We start from the raw sequence: 15,320 nt of genomic DNA, 5'->3' as shown, positions 1-15,320 counted from the left end.
ATGATGACGAAGTGCACGAGGAGGACGGTACTCCGTTCTCGGCCTGCGGACGTAGCATCTGGAGACGTGCGTGACTTCGCAGACCGCATCAAGCGGCTTCTCGTCGGCCGTCCCGTCCCCAGTGGGGCTCTGGGCGAGACGCTCCTGCCCAAGAGAATCGCCCTACCGGTATTCGCCTCCGATGCCCTGTCCTCCGTGGGCTACGCCCCAGATGAGGTGCTCATCACTCTGGCCGTGGCCGGAGTTGCCGCCACCTCACTGTCCCCGTGGGTCGCTCTGGCCGTTGTCGGCGTCCTGGCAGTCGTGGTGGCCTCCTACCGCCAGACCGTCCACGCCTACCCGTCGGGCGGAGGCGACTATGAGGTGGTCTCGGCCAACCTCGGCTCCCACGCCGGCCTCCTGGTGGCCTCGGCCCTGCTGAGCGACTACGTCCTGACCGTTGCGGTCTCCGTATCCTCCGGCACCTCCTACCTCGCGGCCGCCCTGCCCGCCCTGGCCCCCTACAAGGTGGAGATCGCCGTCGCCGTGGCCACTGTCCTGGCGGTGCTCAACATGCGCGGTTCGAAGGAATCGGGGCGAGCCTTCGCCATCCCCACCTACCTGTACATGGGCGTTATCGGCATCATGGCCGTCGCCGGCTTCATTCAGGAGCTCACCGGGAGACTCGGACAGGCCGAGTCCGCTGGTTTCGACGTCGTCACCTACCCCGCCTGGGAGCAGGGGCTGACCGGCCTGGCCGGAGGCTTCCTGGTCCTGCGGGCCTTCTCCTCGGGCTGCGCGGCCCTGACCGGCGTGGAGGCGATCTCCAACGGCGTCCCCAGCTTCCAGCGCCCCAAGTCCCGCAACGCCGCCACGACACTGCTGCTCCTGGGCGGGATCGCCGCCCTGATGCTCATGAGCGTCATCCATCTGGCCGGCGCCGTCGGCGTGCGCATGGTGGAGGACCCGGCTCATCAGCTCCTGCGCAACGGCGTCCCGGTCGGGGACACCTACCACCAGGATCCCGCGATCGGACAGATCGCCGCCACCGTCTTCTCCGGCTTCCGGCCAATGTTCTACCTGGTCGCCGCCGTCACCGGCCTCATCCTGGTCCTGGCCGCCAACACCGCCTTCAACGGCTTCCCGGTCCTGGCCAGCGTTCTGGCCCGCGACGAGTTCCTGCCCCGCCAGCTCTCCCAGCGCGGCGACCGTCTGGCCTTCTCCAACGGCATCATCGTCCTGTGGCTGGGAGCCGTGGCCTTCCTCGTGGGCTTCGAGGCCAACACCACCCGCCTCATCCAGCTCTACATCGTGGGCGTGTTCATCTCCTTCACGCTCTCCCAGGTGGGCATGGTGCGCCACTGGACGCGCGAGCTGACGATTGCCACTGACTCCAAGGCCCGCTCGCGTATGCACCGCGCTCGCATCATCAACGCCATCGGTGTGCTGGGCACCGGCACGGTCCTGGTCATCGTCCTGCTCACCAAGTTCACCCGCGGAGCCTGGATCACCTTGACGATCATGGCGCTGCTCTACCTGGTGATGAACCGGATCCGCCGCCACTACCGGCGAGTCAGCGAGGAGGTCGCCATCTCCGACCTCCACGACGCCCGCGTCCTGCCCGCCCACGTCCACGCCATCGTCCTGGCCTCTCGCCTCCACCAGCCGACGCTACGGGCCCTGACCTACGCCCAGTCGACCCACCCGACCGCCCTGGAGGCGCTGACAGTGGATACCGGGGACGGTGGCGCCGAGCGCCTCCTGGACGCCTGGGAGGAGGCCGACATCGCGGTGCCCCTGACGGTTCTGGACTCGCCCTACCGGGACATCACCCGCCCGGTCATCAATTACGTGCGCTCGGTGCGCCGCGAGTCCCCCCGTGACCTCGTGGTCGTCTTCCTGCCCGAGTACATCGTGCGCCACTGGTGGGAGCAGATCCTCCACAACCAGACCGCCCTGCGTCTCAAGACCGTCCTGCTGTTCACCCCGGGCGTCGTTGTCGCCTCCGTGCCCTGGCAGCTGGGACTGCCCGGACAGCGGCACATCCACCACGGCGTGCGCGCCCGCACCGCCGAGGGCATCATCGACGCCGATGTCGCCATGCGCCGTCACGTCGACAGCCACCTCAGTCACCTCAACGGCTCCGGCACCGGTGACGTCGGCGCAGACCGCCAGGAGAACTGATGACCCCGCACCCCAACCAGACCGGTCGGCCCGCCCCCAGCCGCGGGCGGCCCCGCGAGATCACCCTGGCCGTCGGGGCACCGGCGCACGGCGGGCATTGCGTGGCCCGGCCCGTGGACGATCCGGGCGGCCGCGTCATCTTCGTGCGCCACTCCCTGCCAGGGGAGACCGTGCGGGCCCGGCTGACCGAGATGACGTCGCGGACCTGGCGCGCCGACGCCGTCGAGATCCTCCAGGCATCCCCGGACCGCGTCGACTCCGTCTGGCCCGAGGCCGGTCCTGCGGGCGTGGGCGGGGGAGAGCTCGCCCACGTGGCCCTGGACGCCCAGCGCACCTGGAAGCGCTGGGTCCTGGCCGACTGCCTGCGCCGGATCGGCGGTCAGGAAGTGGCCGACGCCGTCGCCTCCCTGCCCGAGGCCGCATCCGGAGCCGCCGTGCCGGTCGAGCCGATGCCCACCGACGCCGAGGCCCAGGCCTCCACCAGCGCCCGCCGGCGCGCCCTTGCAGGAACCGCCACCCGCACCCGCGTGAGCCTGACGGTCACCGACGACGGCGAGCCGGGCATGCACGCCTTCCGCTCCGGGACGGTCCTTCCCCTGCGCCGTCTGCCCCTGGCCGTGGCCGCCATCACCGAGATCGGTCTGCTGGAGCGCTCCCGTTGGCGCGCCCACTACCGGCCCGGTATGCGCATCGAGGCCGTCGCCCCCAGCGGTGGAGAGCCAGTCGTCCTGCTCGACGACCGGCTCCTGACCGCCCAGGCGCGCAGCACCGGGCGTCGCCGCGTCCAGGAGGTCGTGGACGCCTCCGCCCTGGGGCTGGGGGAGCTGACCTACTCCGTGCACGCCGAGGGCTTCTGGCAGGTGCACGTCGATGCCCCCCGGGTCCTGGTCGAGCGCGTCGTGCGCGCCGCCCTGGGGGAGGATCTCGACCGCGCCGCGGGTAGCCGCGTCCTGGAGCTCTACTCGGGGGCCGGCCTGTTCACCCTGCCCCTGGCGGCCCTGGTGGGTGGCGCCGGCCAGGTCCTGTCCCTGGAGGGCGACGAGCAGGCCGTCCGCGATGCCCGCCGTACTCTGCACGACCACCCCGCTGCTCGCCTGGCCGCCGGGCGCGTCAGCCCCCGCTCGGTGCGCGAGCTCGCCGGTTCCTTCACCGGAGACCGCCCCGACGTCGTCGTCCTCGATCCTCCGCGGCAGGGGGCCGGCCGCGAGGTCATCGAGGCCGTCGCCGCTCTGGGAGCAGAGCGCATCGTTCTGGTGGCCTGCGACCCGGCGGCTCTGGCCAGGGACCTGGGAACCCTTCTGCATGCCGGCTACGTGCTGAGCTCCCTGAGCGCGCTGGACATGTTCCCGCACACGCACCACTTCGAGACGATCGCGGTGCTCGACAGAACCTGAGGCAATGGCGATGGGCCCCAGTCCGTGAAGGACTGGGGCCCATCTCATGCTCCTGGAAGGAGTTCTGTCAGCCGGCAGGCCGATCAGGCTGCACGACGACGAGTGGCCAGGATCGCATATCCCGTTGCCAGGAGGGCGGCAACGGCCGCTACCACCGGCATGGCGTTGGAACCAGTACTCGCCAGGTTACCGCCGCCATCACCCGATGGCGTGTCGGCTGTCGCACCGGGTGCGGGGACCTCGGTGGGAGTGGGCGTCGGCGTGGGCTCCTCGGTGGGGGTCGGCGTCGGCGTGGGCTCCTCGGTGGGAGTGGGCGTCGGCGTGGGCTCCTCGGTGGGAGTGGGCGTCGGCGTGGGCTCCTCGGTGGGAGTGGGCGTCGGCGTGGGCTCCTCGGTGGGGGTCGGCGTCGGCGTGGGCTTCGGAACCTCCGAGTAGGTGTTGGTAACCGTGACAAGGGTGGCGCTGGCAGGACCCTCCTTGATCGTGAAGGTCCCGTTGTCGACCTTGGTGTTGACCGTGTAGCCCTCGCGCTCGGCGCCGCCGTCAGCCTGCTTCTCCTTCTCGGAGACGACGCACTTGGTGCCTACCGGTACCAACGGGCCGTCAACGGGGGTGCCGTCGCCCTTCACGTCAAGGGTCCCCTTGGAGTCGTTCTCACACGTGTAGTCGATCCGGAAAGTCTCCTTGGAGAAAGCCTCCTTGTTGCTTCCCTCGACCTTCTTCGAGATGGAGAAGGAACCTGTCTTCTGAATGACATCGTTGTACAGGCCCACGGCCTGTACGGAGGAATCGACCGAGAACGTCGCGGTGTCCTGCGTTTCGGTGCCGTTGACGGAGAAGGTCTTGCTTCCCCAGCCGAGGGCTTCGGGAAGAGCCGCTGCGGACGTGTCCTCCGTCAGTGTGACCTTGGTTCCCTTGGGGAACTCGCGCAGGGTGTCGGTGGCCTGCTGCTGCCCCACGGTCACCTCGACGGTGTAGGGGTTCGACGTCGGCTTGTTGGCCCAGGTCGGGTAGTCGGCCTCGGTCGTGCCGTTGGGAAGCTCGTAGGAGACGTTCACACGGACCTTGGTGTCGGCTGCGACGTCATTCTGGCGGGCGCCGGTGACGTACTTTTTGACCCCAAAGGAGCCGAATCCCTGTGTCAGCTGCACGTCGTAGGAAATCGGGTCCTTGTAGGCCATCTGTGCGGATACCGTGGTGTTCTTACCACCGTTCAGGGTGGCGCTGTTGGTGTAGACCCGACCTGGAACGATCTTGCCGCCCTCGGCCAGGGACTGGTAAACGATCTCGTAGTTCGCGTTCTTGGCGAAGGTGCCGTCCGTACGGGACAGGGTGATGGACGCAGTGGTCCCGTCAGCGTTGATGGTCGGCTTCAGGACGAACGTTCCGTGGTCGGTGTTCATAGCTGTACCGTCGGCCTTGGCGACGTTGAAGTAGCCGTCGGCGCCACCGCCGTATTCCTCGGGGTTGACTCGCACGTACCAGGAGCCGAGATCCGTGTTGAGGGTTTGCCCGCCCCCGGAGACGTCGTTGAAGGTGACGCTGTTGACGCTGCCCGCCTCCACTCCCAGGTGGTTGGCGATGGTCGTACCACTGAACTGGATGTGCCAGGTCAGAGCACTGGAGTCGCGCTTAAGGGAGTTGGCGTACTTGCCAAGGTCCTTCTCAACCCAGGCGATAGGTAGAATCCGCTCGTTGTTGGGGTGGAAGACCTCGACATCGGTGCCATTGGCGTTGAAGGTGGTCTTGTTATCCTGGGTCACCTTCTGGGCCACGATCATCTGGTTACCTGACCCCTTGAGTTCGGTGGCGGCGCTGATCGCGGCGTTGAATGTGCAGGTGAGGGTCTCAGAGGTCGTGACGCAGTCGCCCACCTTGGTGCCGTTCCCGAGAACAAGATCGTCGTGTCGACCGATCTCACGGTACCGGTACTCCGCCGGAAGACCGATGCTGAAGGACTCACCCGGCTGCGGATTGGCGGTAGATGCGTCCCAGGCGAACTTCATGCGAACCGGGTCTTCGAGGTGCGCAGGCTTACCCGGATACTCCGTACCATCCTTGTCGGCGAGGATGAGAGGACTGAAGGAAACCTTCACCCCGGCATTCTGATCCGCGCTCGCACGAGGTGCCACTAGCGCGGCAAAGCTACCCAGTGCGATCAGTAGTACGCCGGCGAGCAGAGTCGCCACGTGCTTGCGATGCACAGAGAGGTGCTGTAAGTGCATTCTTTATCTCCGTCTTGATGGGGATGTTCCTGTGTTGCTGGGGGAAGTACAGGAATTCGTCGGGATACTATGATGTTGACTCCAACGGCGGGCGCACCATTTACGTTTTGTAACCATTGCGTTGCCGTATTGGTATATTTGCTGATCGGACGCTTGGGGCGTGCGCACTCCCCGTGGGCCCGCGTGGCCGCGTGAGGACTCCGTTCCCAATGCGTGTGTCTGGCTTTACCTCATTGCCGTCGTTCTACTCGATGACTGGCTCCTGGACCGCCCAGGCGCGTAGGGCCGTGCTCGTCGCCTGCGGCTCGGCGGTGCTCGCCCGGGACCTGGGCTCCCTGCTGCACTCGGGCTACGCCGTCGGCGCGTACGCGCCCTTGGCATGTTCCCACACACGCACCACGTCAAGACGATCGCGGTGCTTGACCGCCCCTGAGCCCGGCCTCGCGCATGGGGAGGGTATCCCGTGGACCGCGGCGCGGCTCTGCGGTCACCATGTGGGCATGAGTTCCACGGTGATGAGTCGTCGTGCGCTTGCGGGGCTGGTTGCGCTCGGCGGTGCCGGCGTGGTGGCGTCCTGCCGGAATGGTGACGGCGGTGCGGTGGCGTCCTCTCCGAGCGGCGGTGCCTGTCCTCGACCGGGGCGGGAGCCGGGGGTTGAGACCAGGATTCTCAAAGATCATGATGATGCGGACGGTCGTCTGTGGCAGGCGGCGACTGCGGCGAGCTGGCGGACGGACACGGGGTTGCGGTTCACCGGTTCCTTGAGTGGGGACTATCTCGACTACGGCGGTCCTGAGAGGCTCGGTTCGTCCCGCCAGGATTTTGCGGAGATGCCCAAGCTGGTGCATGAGGATGAGAACTGTGTGGTGGTTCAGGCGGGTGCGGGGGTGTGTGCGCTCGAGCGTGCCGATGGGCGGGTGCGTTGGTCGGTGGTGCTGGAGGCTTCTCAGGGATTGGTGGCCGGGGGTGTGTCGCGTGGGTTGGTGTGGACCAACGCAGGTGCGGTGGATCTGGGGACCGGTGAGGTGAGGGGTGCGCCCGAGGCGGCGTCCCGGGCGGACAACCTGGTGGCCGGTGAAGGTGTCGTCGTGACTGTCGTGCCCCGCTACGGCGACAGGAGTGAGCTTGTCTGTCTGGAGTCCCGCAACTGCTCGGAGAGGTGGCGCACTGAGATCGACGACCCGGGTACGGCGTCACTGAGGCTCGGTGACAATGAGGTTTCTATCGGGATGTCGAACTACTACGACCTGGACAGCGGTCAGTACCACCTGGCGCTGGTGGATGTTTCCCCTCCCAGGCCGCGGGAAGGGGTCTTCCTCGTGGTTGACACCGAGGCCGGCAGGTGGGTGCGGGTGGTTGTTGACGACGACGGAACGGGGGTCGCGGTTCGCGCCTTCGCCCCGCAGGAGGGAATGTACGACGCGGGCTACCGGGAGCAGTACACCTCGGGGGAGGAGCTGTGGTCGGTTCCCTTGGAGGCCCGCCCGGGCTCCGTCGTCGCTATTGACTCCGCCCTGGGGAAGCAGGGATCCTCCTTCTGGGTCGTGGACCTGGACGATTCCGGTGCGCTGTACCTGTCGCACTGGCAGCCCGGCCCTGCGTAAGTGCGGCCCCGACCGACGATAGGTGCGGGTGACCGCACGTTAATCGGCTTCGCCTCGCGGTGGGCCCTGCATTGCTATCGGTACTCTGCCTGGGATCCTTCAGACTCTGCGGCATGTTGACGCTGGATGACGGAGTGTCGTCTAGCGTGTGTCGCGGCCTGATCGGGCAGGTCGGCTCCCGCACCCCGCGGGCGCTCGGCGGCCCGCCCCCTTGTGCAGAACAGGAACGACGTTGACGAGCCTCGACACCTTCCACTCCCGCTCCACCCTCGACGTGGACGGCCGCGGTTACGAGATCTACCGCCTCGATGCCGTCCCCGGCCTGGAACGTCTGCCCTACAGTCTCAAGGTGCTGGCCGAAAACCTGCTGCGCACCGAGGACGGCGCCAACATCACCGCCGACCACGTGCGCGCCCTGGCCGCCTGGAACCCCGCCGCCGAGCCCGATACGGAGATCCAGTTCACCCCGGCCCGCGTTGTTATGCAGGACTTCACGGGCGTGCCGTGCATCGTGGACCTCGCCACCATGCGCGAGGCGGTCGCCGACCTCGGTGGTGACCCCGAGGTCATCAACCCCCTCAATCCGGCGGAGATGGTCATTGACCACTCTGTCCAGATCGACTCCTTCGGCCTGCCCGGCTCCCTGGAGCGCAACAAGGAGCGCGAGTACGAGCGCAACGCCGAGCGCTACCAGTTCCTGCGCTGGGGCCAGGGGGCGCTGTCCAACTTCCGCGTCGTCCCCCCGGGCACCGGCATCGTCCACCAGGTCAACATCGAGTACCTGGCCCGTATCGTCTTCACCCACGAGGCCGACGGCGTCACCCAGGCCTACCCCGACACCTGCGTGGGCACCGACTCCCACACCACCATGGTCAACGGCCTGGGCGTCCTGGGCTGGGGCGTGGGCGGCATCGAGGCCGAGGCCGCCATGCTGGGCCAGCCCGTCTCCATGCTCATCCCCAAGGTCGTGGGCTTCAAGCTCTCCGGAGCCATCCCCGCCGGCGCCACCGCCACCGACGTGGTCCTAACCATCACCGAGATGCTGCGCACCCACGGAGTGGTGGGCAAGTTCGTCGAGTTCTACGGCGAGGGCGTCGCCGAGGTCCCGCTGGCCAACCGCGCCACCATCGGCAATATGAGCCCCGAGTTCGGCTCCACCGCCGCGATCTTCCCGATCGACGACGTCACCCTGGACTACCTGCGCCTGACCGGCCGCTCCGAGGATCGCGTGCGCCTCGTGGAGACCTACACCAAGGCCCAGGGCATGTGGCACGACCCTGCCCGCGAGCCCGTCTACTCCGAGTACCTCGAGCTGGACCTGTCCACGGTGGTGCCCTCGATCGCCGGCCCCAAGCGCCCCCAGGACCGCATCGTCCTGTCGGGGGCCAAGGAGTCCTTCCAGGAGGTCTTGCCCACCTACGCCTCCCAGCCCTCCAAGCCGACGCCGGTGACCCTCGCCGACGGCACCGCCACCGAACTGGACCATGGCCACGTCGCCATCGCCTCGATCACCTCGTGCACCAACACCTCCAACCCCTCGGTGATGATGGCCGCCGGTCTGCTGGCACGCAACGCCGTAGCCCGGGGCCTGCGCTCCAAGCCCTGGGTGAAGACCTCCACCGCGCCTGGCAGCCAGGTCGTCACCGACTACTACGAGAAGGCCGGGCTGTGGCCTGCCCTCAACGAGCTGGGCTTCAACGTCGTCGGCTACGGCTGCGCCACCTGCATCGGCAACTCCGGGCCCCTGCCGGCCGAGGTCTCCCAGGCGGTCAACGACGCCGACCTCGCCGTGGTCTCGGTGCTCTCGGGCAACCGCAACTTCGAAGGGCGTATCAACCCCGACGTCAAGATGAACTACCTGGCCTCTCCGCCACTGGTCATCGCTTACGCCCTGGCCGGGACCATGGACATCGACTTCGCCACCGAACCGCTGGGCCAGGATCCCGAGGGCCGCGACGTCTTCCTATCCGACATCTGGCCCGACCCCACCGAGGTCCAGGCCGTCATCGACGCCACCATCGACCGCGAGATGTACACGCGCGACTACGCCGACGTCTTCGCCGGTGACGAGCGCTGGCAGGGCCTGGACACCCCCGAGGGAGACACCTTCGCCTGGGACGAGGAGTCCACCTACGTGCGCAAGGCCCCCTTCTTCGAGGGGCTGACCATGGAGCTCACCCCGGTCACCGACATCGAAGGCGCCCGGGTACTCGCGCTGTTGGGCGACTCGGTGACCACCGACCACATCTCCCCGGCCGGTGCCATCAAGGCCGACTCCCCGGCCGGCCGCTACCTGGCCGAACACGGCGTGGCCCGCGCGGACTTCAACTCCTACGGATCGCGCCGCGGCAACCACGAGGTCATGATCCGCGGCACCTTCGCCAACATCCGCTTGCGCAACCGGCTGCTCGACGGCGTCGAGGGCGGCTACACCCGCAACTTCCTCACCGGCGAGCAGGAGTCGATCTTCGACGCCTCCCAGGCCTATCAGGCCGCCGGCATCCCGCTGGTGGTCCTGGGCGGCAAGGAGTACGGCTCGGGCTCCTCACGAGACTGGGCCGCCAAGGGCACGGCCCTGCTGGGCGTCAAGGCCGTCATCGCCGAATCCTTCGAGCGCATCCACCGCTCCAACTTGATCGGCATGGGCGTGGTGCCTCTCCAGTTCCCGGCGGGTCAGAGTGCCGAGTCCCTGGGGCTGGACGGCACCGAGACCTTCTCCATCGCGGGCCTGACGGCGCTCAACGAGGGCGTCACTCCGCGCACCGTCGCGGTCAAGGCGCAGAGGGCCGACGGCTCGGTCATTTCCTTCGACGCCGTCGTGCGCATCGACACCCCCGGCGAGGCCGACTACTTCCGCCACGGCGGCATCCTGCAGTACGTGCTGCGCAGCCTCGCTCGGGGTGAATAAGGATGTGAGACGCATCGCGTTTCTACCCGTAGAGGAAGTTTCGGATAGCACTCCAGGTATCTGCAGGATTTTCCTGTAAGGTGAAATGTCCTGATCCAGGTACGAGGGCACTTTGAATATTGGTCAACCCTGCTTGTTTGAAACCGGCAATGTAGGTGTTGATGTCCCCGTGTTCTTGGTCGCCTCGTAAATAAAGTAATGGAATGTTAATCGCATCACTTGATGTTGCGTTCTCTTGGGCATCATCCCAAAGTGCTCGGTAGAATTCGAATCCCTGGCGCAAAGAGTCAGGGGACTGGTAGGAAGAGACGAACTGCCTGCGTGAGGCTCTGCTGATTCTCTCTGGGGTGGCGCTCGTTGTGTCGTAAAAGTAGTCGAAGTATGCTGGCAGATTATTTACGGTGATCTGCTCTGGTAGGTCTGGGATGGAGTGAAAGGCGAAATGCCATAACCAGGGAATTCTGATGACGTCATCCCATGGCGCAATTCCAGGAATCACTGTGTTCATGATGACGGCTTTGGTCAGGTCTCCGAACTCTCGTAGGTAGGAGAAGGTGATCATGCCTCCAACGTCGTGACCGACCATAGCGGCATTCTCCAGGCCTAGGTATTCGAGGAAGTCGTGGATTTGTCGTGCCAGCAAGACCTTACTGCCACAGGGGCCTGTTGTTTTTGAAGCGCCGATACCAGGTAGGTCCACTGCTATGCATTGATAGTCGTGAGCGGCCAGAAGGAGAATATCTTTCCAGGCTGTACTGTCCTGCGGCCACCCGTGAAGAAAAATTATAGTGGGCGCGCAAGGGTCTCCAGCGCGAAGGATACGGAAGACGCGGTCGTCGAGGGTGACGTCGTGAGTGCTGATCGTGGTAGACATGAAACATGTCTACCACATCGAGTCGTTCGTCGCTTGTCAGTTTTCGTGAAGGGGCCGGGTTCCTGATCTCGCGATTGGGGGGTATGGTTGAGAAGGAGTGGGGGTCTTTGTTGCGAGATGTTGGGCTCACTCAGGCTGAGTTCGCGATTCTTGCAACTCTTGCTGACGGGGCGATGGTTCGACAGCGAGATCTTGCGATCCACGTTGGAAGTGAGCCTCGCAACATCGTTCCTGTTGTAGCTTCTCTAACTGATCGAGGTCTCGTTGAGGTGGCGCCTGCGCTGGAGGATCGTCGCGTGAAACAGATTAGATTGAGTGTTGAGGGGGCTGATCTGCTCGACACTGTCCAGATTATGTTAGCTCCGTCTCGGGCGAAATTTTTTCGTGGTCTCTCTGATGCGGAATATGACCAGCTTTGTCATCTCTTGCGGGTGGTCTACTCCTCTGCAGTGTCTGTGTGACCTATTCTATGCCCTTCAAGGCAGGTTTGTGCTGCCAGTGCTGAAAAGTGTGACCACCTAGGGTCGTCGCACATAGGGGTCCTTCGAGCTGTTAGTTGGTCGGGGTTGTCGTGAGAGGCGAGTAACTCAGGAAGTCTAAGGTGTCGCTCATGGGATTCCTTATCGCGGCCACTAGGTCACGCCGCTCTTTCTCGGACTGCTTCGTGGTGTATTTCAAGATGTACTCCGACTTCCTCGCCGGCTGTGGAACCAGGTTCTTCTTGGGTGTGATCAGGGGTGGTCGACGACCGTTTCATCGTCCTCATCGTCGAGTCACTCGACCGGCTGCGGGCTCAGGCCTGCGGCAATTGTCGCAGTTGTCTCTTGCCAATTGGTCAACTTGGTGACCTCCAGGTGTGGTTGGTGTGTTGAGAAGGGTGCTCGTGCAGTGTCGATGAGGTCTCGAGTGCACCGTTCTTGATCTTGAACGGCTGTGCAAGGAGTCTGCTTGCCCTCGGACGTGAATGGCAGTAACTTAATGGCTATGACTATTAGCCAACTTGGGGTGTCGGGCGGCACCATCGCCTACGAGGTGCATGAGCCTGTCGGTGCAGGTGCTGGATCGGCTGCAGCGAGTCGGCCGCTCGTCGTCTGCTCACCGGCCATGGGGGACGTGCGGGACGTCTACGCACCGCTGGCGCAGTCCCTGAGCGAGGCGGGCTTCCGCGTTGTCACTGCGGACCTGCGCGGTCACGGGGACAGCTCGGCAACCTTCACCGCCTATGGTGACGAGGCCACAGCATCCGACCTCATTGCCCTGATCGAGGCTCTCGACGCCGGCTCCGCCGTCGTCGTAGGAGCCTCCATGTCCGGGGCTGCTGCGGTGATCGCAGCCGGGCGCCGCCCCGACCTGGTGTGCGGGCTCGTGCTCGTCTGCCCCTTTCTGCGTGGGCCGCAGAGTCGAGTCAAGACTCTCGTGCAGCGCACCATGCTTGGGATCGCGCTGATGCGCCCTTGGGGTCCTGCTGTGTGGAACAGCTACTCGGCCAGGTTGTGGCCGGGACTGCCCGACGCTCGGCAGCGAGCCACGAGCCTGGTGGACCTGCTGTGCCGCCCAGGGCGCTGGCGCGCTTTCTGGGCTACGACTCGCACCGACCACCGCGTCGTCACCCCCTGGCTGGACAAGGTGGACTGTCCTGCCCTCGTGGTCATGGGACAGAAGGACCCCGACTGGAAGGATCCCATGGCTGAGGCCTCCTGGGTGGCTCGTGCCGTTGGTGACGGGGTGGGAGAGGTCATGATGGTTCCCGACGCAGGGCACGCCCCGATGCTGGAGTGCTCCGACGTCGTCGGGCCGCGTGTAGTCGACTTTGCTCGGCGTATCGTCGCAGGCAACGCCGGATCGAGGTCGGCAGGGGAGAGGTTAAGGAGGGGGAGATGCCCAGAGCAGGACTGAGTGCCGAGCGTGTGGTGGAGCGGGCGGCGCAGATCGTTGACGAGCATGGTCTTGAGGCACTGTCCCTGAGTCGTCTGGCTGCCGATCTCGGAGTCGCGCCGCCGAGCCTGTACAAGCACGTTGCAGGCATGGACGATCTGGTTCGGGGAGTCTCTGTGCGGGCGGTGGAAGAGCTCGCCGACCGCCTGGCGGCCTCCGTCATGGGGCTGGCCGGACGTGACGCTCTGAGTGCCCTTGCTGAGGCCTACCGTGGCTTCGCCCACGAGCACCCCGGGCTCTATCCGATGACCCAGGTCCCCGCGGGGACGTCAGATGGGAGCCTGAGCCCGATACGTTCATCCGCAGCCCGACGCACGGTTGACGTCGTCACTGCGGCGCTGGCCGGCTACCGCATCCCCGACGAGCGGATCATCGATGCTGTGCGAATGACTCGGGCGTCACTTCACGGTTTCGTTGATATCGAGGTCCACGGGGGCTTTGCCATGGACGCATCCATTGACGTGAGTTTCGCCACTCTTGTCGACTCCCTGGATGCGGCCCTGGTTGCTCTGGGCGGATAGGAGGGTGGTGCCACGTATCAGTGGGGATGAAAGGATAAGTCACCTCAATGACCCTACTGGGAAGGGTGACGGCTGCGTGAGCTTCCCCAGGCGTAGGTGGTGATCCACTGAGGATTCCCGCAGTCACCCCGGAATAGAGGCCCGTCGCTCCCCGTTGCCCTGGCGTCCAGACCACGCCGACCGGCCACCGCCGAAGGAGATGCGCATCCATGTCCCAGTCCATTGTCAACAGCGACGCGATCAGCCAGGCAGACGCTCCGATCGAGGAGGTCGACCTCCTCGTCGTCGGAGGTGGAAAGGCCGGCAAGTCCCTGGCGATGCTGCGCGCCAAGGCCGGAGATAAGGTCGTCATGGTGGAGCGCGACAAGGTGGGCGGCACCTGCATCAACGTCGCCTGCATTCCCACCAAGACCCTCATCTCGGCCGCCCGGGTCCTCCACGACGTCCAGGGCTCGCACGCCTACGGAGTCACCCTGCCCGAGCAGGACGGCGGCACCGACGCCCTAGCCCGGGCCCGTATCGAACTGGCTTCCTTCCGCGCCCGCAAGGAGGCCGTCGTGGGCGGCATGGTGGCGGCCCACGAGAAGATGTTCCCCGCCTCCGGCATGGACTTCGTCAAGGGCACTGCCCGCTTCGTGGGGGAGCGCACCGTCGAGATCGCCCTGAACGACGGTGGCCTGCGGCGCGTGCGCGGCGCCAAGGTCCTTATCAACACCGGCACGACGCCGTCGGTCCCCCCGATCGAGGGCCTGGCCGACGTGCGCTACTGGACCAGCGAGGACCTGCTCACCCTGCCCGAGCTGCCCACCGGGCTCGTGGTCCTGGGCGGCGGCGTCATCGGCGTCGAGATGGCCTCCCTCATGGGCCTCCTCGGCGTGCCGGTCACCATCATCCACGCCGGGCAGCACATCCTGGACCGCGAGGACGACGACGTCGCCGCCGAGGTGACCGCCGGCCTGGAGGCTCTGGGCGTCACGGTCCTGGCCGGCGCGCGCGCCTCGAAGGTCGCCGCCGCCCCCGATGGGCAGGGTGTCGTCGTCACCACCGCCGACGGGCGCGAGGCGACCGGATCCCACCTGCTCGTCGCCCTGGGGCGCACCCCCGTCACCGCCGGTCTCGGCCTGGAGGCCACGGGCGTGGAGCTGACCGAGCGCGGCTTCGTGCGCGTCGACGACCACCTGCGCACCACCGCCGAGGGCATCTACGCCGCCGGTGACGTAGCCGGGACGCCCCAGTTCACCCACGCTTCCTGGAACGACTTCCGCGTCCTGCGCGATCTCTTCGCCGGTAAGGAGGCCTCCACCTCCGGGCGCCTCATCCCGTGGGCCGTCTTCACCACGCCCGAGCTCGGGCACGTGGGCCTGACCGAGGCCGAGGCCCGCCAGGCCGGCTACGAGGTGCGCGTCGCCAAGACCCTTACGGCCGCCGTCCCGCGCGCTAAGACCCTGGGCCGCACCGAGGGCTTCTTCAAGGTCGTCATCGATGCCCGCACCGACCTCATCCTGGGCGCCGCCATCATCGGTGCCGAGGCCAGCGAGGTCGTCACCAGCATCCAGATGGCGATGCTGGGAGGCCTGAGGTGGCAGCAGGTGCGCGACGCCGTCATCACCCACCCCACCATGAGCGAGGGACTCAACATCGTCCTGGACTCCCTGGGCTGATTCACCGGGAGGATGTCCCCGCCTGAACAAGGCCG

The 15,320-nt window shown here is 66.2% G+C and carries 10 protein-coding genes; 8 read left to right on the top strand and 2 right to left on the bottom strand.

The window, feature by feature from the left end; translation table 11 throughout:
* Positions 1-66 precede the first annotated feature (66 nt).
* Both HMPREF0975_RS09030 and HMPREF0975_RS09025 read left to right on the top strand, forming a co-directional pair.
* A complete protein-coding gene (locus HMPREF0975_RS09030; protein ID WP_009233845.1) occupies positions 67-2,163 on the top strand; it encodes an APC family permease in 2,097 nt (698 codons plus the stop codon).
* On the top strand, positions 2,163-3,557 hold the full coding sequence (locus tag HMPREF0975_RS09025; RefSeq protein WP_009233844.1) for a class I SAM-dependent RNA methyltransferase: 1,395 nt from the start codon (positions 2,163-2,165) through the stop codon (positions 3,555-3,557). The genes HMPREF0975_RS09030 and HMPREF0975_RS09025 overlap by 1 nt, the downstream gene beginning before the upstream one ends.
* Positions 3,558-3,640: 83 nt before the next feature.
* On the opposite strand, the gene HMPREF0975_RS15610 is transcribed toward HMPREF0975_RS09025, so the two are convergent.
* Positions 3,641-5,653, bottom strand: coding sequence for a DUF7926 domain-containing protein (locus HMPREF0975_RS15610; RefSeq protein WP_232212498.1), 2,013 nt, complete (start codon positions 5,651-5,653; stop codon positions 3,641-3,643).
* 959 nt (positions 5,654-6,612) lie between these two features.
* On the opposite strand from HMPREF0975_RS15610, the gene HMPREF0975_RS09015 reads away from it, so the two are divergent.
* Together HMPREF0975_RS09015 and acnA are read left to right on the top strand one after the other, a co-directional pair.
* Positions 6,613-7,386: an outer membrane protein assembly factor BamB family protein gene (locus HMPREF0975_RS09015; RefSeq protein WP_009233842.1), complete on the top strand. Its 774-nt coding sequence runs from the start codon at positions 6,613-6,615 to the stop codon at positions 7,384-7,386.
* Between the two features lie 232 nt (positions 7,387-7,618).
* Complete coding sequence (gene acnA / locus HMPREF0975_RS09010) at positions 7,619-10,294, top strand: aconitate hydratase AcnA (RefSeq protein WP_009233841.1); 2,676 nt, start codon at positions 7,619-7,621, stop codon at positions 10,292-10,294.
* Positions 10,295-10,316: 22 nt separating this feature from the next.
* Here the strand turns inward: acnA and HMPREF0975_RS14885 are convergent, their stop codons facing one another.
* Positions 10,317-11,168 (bottom strand): alpha/beta fold hydrolase, encoded by an 852-nt coding sequence (locus HMPREF0975_RS14885; RefSeq protein ID WP_009233840.1) that lies wholly within the window; start codon positions 11,166-11,168, stop codon positions 10,317-10,319.
* Between the two features lie 5 nt (positions 11,169-11,173).
* On the opposite strand from HMPREF0975_RS14885, the gene HMPREF0975_RS14880 reads away from it, so the two are divergent.
* The 4 genes from HMPREF0975_RS14880 to HMPREF0975_RS08995 all read left to right on the top strand — a co-directional run bounded on the left by HMPREF0975_RS14880 (position 11,174) and on the right by HMPREF0975_RS08995 (position 15,285).
* Entirely contained in the window at positions 11,174-11,629 is a 456-nt protein-coding gene (locus HMPREF0975_RS14880; RefSeq protein ID WP_083840768.1) for a MarR family winged helix-turn-helix transcriptional regulator, read from the top strand.
* A 523-nt stretch (positions 11,630-12,152) separates the two neighbouring features.
* The gene (locus tag HMPREF0975_RS09005; protein ID WP_156808236.1) at positions 12,153-13,064 is read left to right on the top strand and encodes an alpha/beta fold hydrolase; all 912 of its coding nucleotides are present in this window, start codon (positions 12,153-12,155) and stop codon (positions 13,062-13,064) included.
* The gene (locus tag HMPREF0975_RS09000; protein ID WP_009233838.1) at positions 13,046-13,624 is read left to right on the top strand and encodes a TetR/AcrR family transcriptional regulator; all 579 of its coding nucleotides are present in this window, start codon (positions 13,046-13,048) and stop codon (positions 13,622-13,624) included. The genes HMPREF0975_RS09005 and HMPREF0975_RS09000 overlap by 19 nt, the downstream gene beginning before the upstream one ends.
* Before the next feature lie 209 nt (positions 13,625-13,833).
* Positions 13,834-15,285: a dihydrolipoyl dehydrogenase family protein gene (locus HMPREF0975_RS08995; protein ID WP_009233837.1), complete on the top strand. Its 1,452-nt coding sequence runs from the start codon at positions 13,834-13,836 to the stop codon at positions 15,283-15,285.
* The last annotated feature ends 35 nt before the right edge of the window (positions 15,286-15,320 follow it).

It is taken from the genome of Actinomyces sp. oral taxon 849 str. F0330 (assembly GCF_000239715.1).
In the GTDB taxonomy this organism is placed as follows: Bacteria; Actinomycetota; Actinomycetes; order Actinomycetales; family Actinomycetaceae; genus Actinomyces; species Actinomyces johnsonii.
This window is presented reverse-complemented; position numbering and strand designations above follow the sequence as displayed.